This window comes from Aeromonas sp. MR7 (genome assembly GCF_963899385.1).
Taxonomy (GTDB): domain Bacteria; phylum Pseudomonadota; class Gammaproteobacteria; order Enterobacterales; family Aeromonadaceae; genus Aeromonas; species Aeromonas bestiarum.
This window is the reverse complement of the sequence record NZ_CAWQXH010000034.1, coordinates 1-318: the sequence shown is the minus strand read 5'-3', so window position 1 is coordinate 318 and position 318 is coordinate 1. Positions and strand designations below refer to the sequence as shown.

Here is a 318-nt window from a genome sequence, read left to right as displayed (position 1 = left end):
TTCACCTGAGTCTGGGGCTGGAACACGGCTTCGCCGTTGTCGATATCGGTAGCGACCAGCTTGCCGCCGGTGGTGAGGGTCACATCTTCTTTGACGGCACCCTGGTCTGCGCCCGGGGTGGCGACGCCGATGGTGGCGATGTCATTGGTACCGGTGATGGCGACGGTGACGGTGTGCTGGGCGGAGCCGTCAGCACTGTGGACCACGAAGGTCTCGCTCGGCAGGGACTCACCCTCTTTGAGGGCCTGCACGGCGGGGTCATTGTTGTTGAGCTGATAGCTCCAATTGCCATTGGTATCGATGGAGAAGGTGCCGTGG

The 318-nt window shown here is 62.3% G+C and carries 1 protein-coding gene; it reads right to left on the bottom strand.

Translation table 11 applies throughout. From position 1 onward, the window contains the following. On the bottom strand, positions 1-318 hold a 318-nt coding region (locus AACW87_RS15925), incomplete at both ends, for a VCBS domain-containing protein (RefSeq protein WP_241326820.1).